Consider the following 4,490-nt stretch of genomic DNA (forward strand, 5'->3'; position numbering starts at 1 on the left):
ACCCGATTCAGTCGGCGGCCAGGCGGCGACCCGTGCGGCGGGCGGGTCAGGAGTTGTCGTCGCCGGTCCGGCGGCGCGTCCAGTAGTAAGCGGTGCCGAGCGTGCCCACGATCAGGGCGCCGCCCAGAGCGATCTCGTGCAGATCGAGACCGCCGAAGCTGCCGCCGACGCCGGCCTTCACGCCCCGGTGGACGGGGGTGGTGGGGTGCATGGTGGGGTGGTGCGTGGGACGACCCGTGGCGATGGTGAGATCCGTCGTCCCCTTCTCGCCCTTGCAGTCGAAGGTCACCTCGTACATCGCGCCGGGTTTGGCGTCCGGGAAGACCTGGGCGTTGACGGACTGCTGCCCATGGGGGATATGGGCGTCGTCGAAGACCCCGGAGGTGACCGTCGTGTCGCCTTGGCAGCCGTCCACACTGAGCGTGACCTGGCCGCCCGCGGCGATCGTCGACGGGGTGACGCGGAAGCCGAACGACGTGATGTCGTTCTTCGTGTCGCCGTCGTCCGCGACGGCCGCGGTGGGGGCGGTGAGGGTCAGGGCGGTGGCGGCGAGCAGAGCGGCCGAGGCAACGCGTATCGCGCGCATGATGATTCCTCCGGGTCCCCGAGGAGCAGCCGCGGACCTTCTTCCGCTTGCGCCTGAAATGCACCTCGATGCCCGAAACGCTAGGCAGGGACCCCGGTGGCCGCGATCGCTGTCGCGCGAACGGGGCAACCGCGTGGGCCGGACAGGGGAACGGGCCGGGGTGTCGCGGCCCCGATGACGGGATATCAGGGCGTCGGCGGTGTAGCGGCCCACACATGCGGCCCGCCGCCGCGCCACTCCACCAGATGCGGGTCGTCAAGCGCCATGTCGGCGTCGCCGAGTCCCGTACGGCGCAGGAACTCCACCAGGTCCCGGTCGTCGTGGGCGACACCGACGGTCCGCCCCCGCACGGTGACCTGCCGTCCGCCGTCGGAAGCGGGCGGGTGAACGACGATGGGTGTCTGCCAGGCTGCCATGCCACCAGAGTGCGCCGCGCGGGGCCGTGGCGCAGCCCGGTTTACGGACCTGCGGGGGCGGCCGGTGCGGTGCGGCGGCCGAACACACGTCGAGGCCTGCGCGGCGCACGGCCGGTGGTGGGGCGGAGTCCTAGGCTACGGACGATGATGATCGAGACTGTGGTGTTGGGCGTGGGGGAGACCCTCACGAAAGATGACCGTTACTGGGCGTCCTGGGCGGACTGGCTCGGCGTGCCACGGCACACCGTCTCCGCGCTCGTGGGAAGCGTGGTCACACGGGGGCAGGACGCCACCGACGCGCTGCGCCTGCTCAGTCCGGACATGGATGTCGCCGCCGCGTACCACGCCCGTGAGGTCGCGGGACGCGGCGAGCATCTGAGCGAGACCGACCTCTATCCCGACGTGAGACCCGCGCTCGGCGGCCTGCGCAAGCAGGGGATCCGCGTCGTCATCGCGGGGAATCAGAGCCCGCGCGCGGGCGAGCTGCTGCGTGACCTGGATCTGCCCGCCGACCTCGTCGTCACGTCGGAGGAGTGGGGCGTGGCGAAGCCCGATCCGTCGTTCTTCGCCCGGGTCGCCGAGGTCGCGCAGGCCGCGCCGGAGCGGACCGTGTACGTCGGTGACCACCCCGCACACGACATCTACCCGGCGAAGGCGGCGGGCCTGCGCGCGGCGCACATCCGGCGCGGGCCGTGGGGCCACTGGTGGGCCGACGACCCGACCGTCGTCCAGAGCGCGGACTGGCGGATCGACAACCTCACCCAGCTGGCATCGCTCGTCGCCGGCTGACTCACCCCCCTAGGTTGTCGAACAGCGCCCGGAACGGATCCGCGCTGGCCGAGATGCCGCGGCCGTAGGGCGCGTCGAAGTCCCAGATCAGGAAGAGCAGGAAGGCGAACAGGGCCGAGAAGAGCCCGGCCAGGATCAGTTCGCGCGGGGTGCGGCGGATCTGCAGCGCGAAGATCATGCCGATGGTCACCAGACCGCCGGCGATCAGGCCGAACCACACCACGCCGGGCATGGTGGCCCCCGCGCTGTCGCCTCGGGCGCTGCGGGCGTCGTCGGCGGCGGCGACCTGGTCGACCAGCGGCTGATAGGCCTGCGCCTCGAAGTCGGACCTGGGTTCGTAGTCGGTCACGTCGTGGCGGACCCGGGTGAGCAACTGCTGTCCACGGTCGGTGAGTTCGGAGTTCTCGGCCATGCTGTCCCACTCCGTGTTCACCACGTAACTGACATACGCGTGGACGTCGGTGCGGATGCGGTCACGGACCTCCTCCGGGTAGACCCGGGCCCGTTCGGAGACCTCGTGCAAGGCCTGGGCCTCGGCGTGGACGTGGTCCTCGGCGACGCTGCGGGCCTCCCAGACCCCGGCGATGGCCAGACCGAGGACGATCGCGTACACGACGCCGATCATCATCGTCATGTACTCGATGACGTCCGGCGTCTCCGACGGGTCGTAATCCGGACTCGTTCTGCGGTGCCGCAGGAAGGCGATGACGAGGACGACGCCGCATGCGGCGAGCATCGCGAGGGTGAGAACAAGCCATTCCGACATGGGACCTCCGGCGGTTCAGCGCGGCCGCAGCGCGGCGGCGGCGAGCACCGCGGGCGCGGTGACGAGCAGGGTGAGCGAGACCAGGGACGGGCCGCTGCGGGGCGGCGTCTTGCGCGGTGCGGTGCGGTACGAGGGGTAACTCACGGGCGCCGGCGCGAGTCTGGGGCGGACGGCCGGCGTGGGCGTCGGCGTCGGCGTCGGCGTCGGCTTCGGAGCGGGCTCGGGAGCTGCCGGGGGCGGCGGTGGAGGCGGGGGCTCCGGTGCCGGGGGTTCGATCCGTGGCGGGGGATCAGGGGCGGGCGGAGGCGGAGGCGGAGGGGGCGGCGCGGGCGGCGGCTTCGGGCGGCGCGTGGGACCGGCGCTGCACACCACCCCGTCACCCGCGACGGCCACCGCGCCGCCCCCCGGACCGCTGCCGTACTGATCGACCGATGCGTAGGCGCAGTCGTCGAAGGGAACGGCCGCGGCGGTGGCCGGCGAACCGCATAACCAGGCCAGCACCAGCAGTGCCAGCGCTCGCGTGACCAGGGCGGATGCGCCCCTTGATGATCCAAGCACGTCAGAGATCATGGGCGCCGCTTCCCGCAGGAACGCCGGTCCGTGCCGATGATGACCCGAAGGTGGGTGCCCATGATCGCGGGATTGACGCCGATCGCCCCAGTGGCCCCCCGCGTACCCGCCCCCTCACAAAAATTCTTGGAACCCCGTTGAACGCATCAGCCGCTCCCGCCCGTACCTAGGGCCATGCGTGACCCACTCGGGTGGCGCGAACAGCAAAGCGGACAGCGGGAGTCAACATGAAGACCTGGCGGAGCGCCTCGCTCGTAGCGACAGCTGCGGCCATGCTGGCGCTGACGACGGCGTGCGGTCAGGAGAAGGGGGACCAGTCGCCCAACGGACAGAACGTGGGCAACCAGGCCCCGGCCGAAGGCGGTTACGGTGCCGGCGACGGATACGGCGCGGACTCGGGAGACGCGGAGGCGGGAGCGGAGGCGAAGTCGGCGGGCCAACTCGCCGTCTGGGACAGCAAGAAGCTCGGCAAGGTCGTCACCGACAGCGAGGGCCGCACGCTCTACCGCTTCGACAAGGACACCGCCCAGCCGCCCAAGTCGAACTGCGAGGGCGCCTGCGCCACGACCTGGCCCGTCGTGTCGGCCAAGGGCGCGGTCGCCCCGCCCGGCGTCGACGAGTCCCTGATGGGCGAGATCACCCGCTCGGACGGCAGCAAGCAGCTGACCATAGACGGCTGGCCGATGTACCGGTACGCCAAGGACAAGAAGGCCGGCGACGCCAAGGGCCAAGGCGTGGGCGGTACTTGGTACGCCGCCGCCCCCGACGGCAAGAAGGCGGCCGCCGCGGAGCCCGAGCCCGCCGAGACCGCCCCCGTCGACCCGGCGGGGCTCTCCACCCGCAACGACCCCGAGCTCGGCGAGATCGTCGTCGACAAGAACGGCATGACGGTCTATCGCTTCACCAAGGACTCCGCCTGGCCGATGAAGTCCGCCTGCACGGGCGCGTGCCTGGAGAAATGGCCGGTGGTGCCGCCCGTCGAGAAGAACGACACCAAGGGAATCCTCAAGAAGGGCTTTGTCGTCTTCGACCGGCCCGACGGACAGCAGCAGCAGACCATCGACTGCTGGCCGATGTACACCTTCGCCGGTGACAAGAAGCCGGGCGACACCAACGGCCAGGGTGTGGGCGGTACTTGGTACGCGGCCGGGCCGGACGGAAAGCCAGTCGGCGCGCCGAAGTAGGCCGAACCTCGGCCGAGAAAGGGCGAACTCCGGCCAAGAATGGGGGACAGTCAGAAGGAGTGCGCGTACGGTCGAGGGGGGGGGGGGCGGAGGGCACGCTCGCGCCGGTGGACGGGCGCCTGAGAGCGGGGGTGTGGGCCGGTGTGACACGGCACTCGCGCGAAACACACAGACAGAAG

The 4,490-nt window shown here is 71.2% G+C and carries 6 protein-coding genes; 2 read left to right on the plus strand and 4 right to left on the minus strand.

Going from position 1 to position 4,490, the window contains the following annotated elements:
• Positions 1-46: 46 nt before the first annotated feature.
• Positions 47-586 carry a hypothetical protein gene (locus tag ACFWY6_RS16735; RefSeq protein WP_384690403.1) on the minus strand — a complete coding sequence of 180 codons (540 nt, stop codon included), beginning with the start codon at positions 584-586 and terminating at the stop codon, positions 47-49.
• 185 nt (positions 587-771) lie between these two features.
• Positions 772-1,002: a hypothetical protein gene (locus tag ACFWY6_RS16740; RefSeq protein WP_384690405.1), complete on the minus strand. Its 231-nt coding sequence runs from the start codon at positions 1,000-1,002 to the stop codon at positions 772-774.
• Positions 1,003-1,149: 147 nt separating this feature from the next.
• Between ACFWY6_RS16740 and ACFWY6_RS16745 the strand changes: the two genes are divergently transcribed.
• The gene (locus ACFWY6_RS16745) at positions 1,150-1,791 is read left to right on the plus strand and encodes an HAD family hydrolase (RefSeq protein WP_384690466.1); all 642 of its coding nucleotides are present in this window, start codon (positions 1,150-1,152) and stop codon (positions 1,789-1,791) included.
• Position 1,792: 1 nt separating this feature from the next.
• Here the strand turns inward: ACFWY6_RS16745 and ACFWY6_RS16750 are convergent, their stop codons facing one another.
• The gene (locus ACFWY6_RS16750; protein ID WP_384690407.1) at positions 1,793-2,557 is read right to left on the minus strand and encodes a hypothetical protein; all 765 of its coding nucleotides are present in this window, start codon (positions 2,555-2,557) and stop codon (positions 1,793-1,795) included.
• Between the two features lie 15 nt (positions 2,558-2,572).
• Positions 2,573-2,701 (minus strand): hypothetical protein, encoded by a 129-nt coding sequence (locus tag ACFWY6_RS16755; protein ID WP_266872759.1) that lies wholly within the window; start codon positions 2,699-2,701, stop codon positions 2,573-2,575.
• Between the two features lie 653 nt (positions 2,702-3,354).
• Between ACFWY6_RS16755 and ACFWY6_RS16760 the strand changes: the two genes are divergently transcribed.
• Positions 3,355-4,311: an SCO0930 family lipoprotein gene (locus tag ACFWY6_RS16760; protein WP_384690410.1), complete on the plus strand. Its 957-nt coding sequence runs from the start codon at positions 3,355-3,357 to the stop codon at positions 4,309-4,311.
• Positions 4,312-4,490: the final 179 nt, after the last annotated feature.

Origin of the sequence: Streptomyces sp. NPDC059037 (genome assembly GCF_042740015.1) — a bacterium.
Lineage (GTDB): Bacteria > Actinomycetota > Actinomycetes > Streptomycetales > Streptomycetaceae > Streptomyces.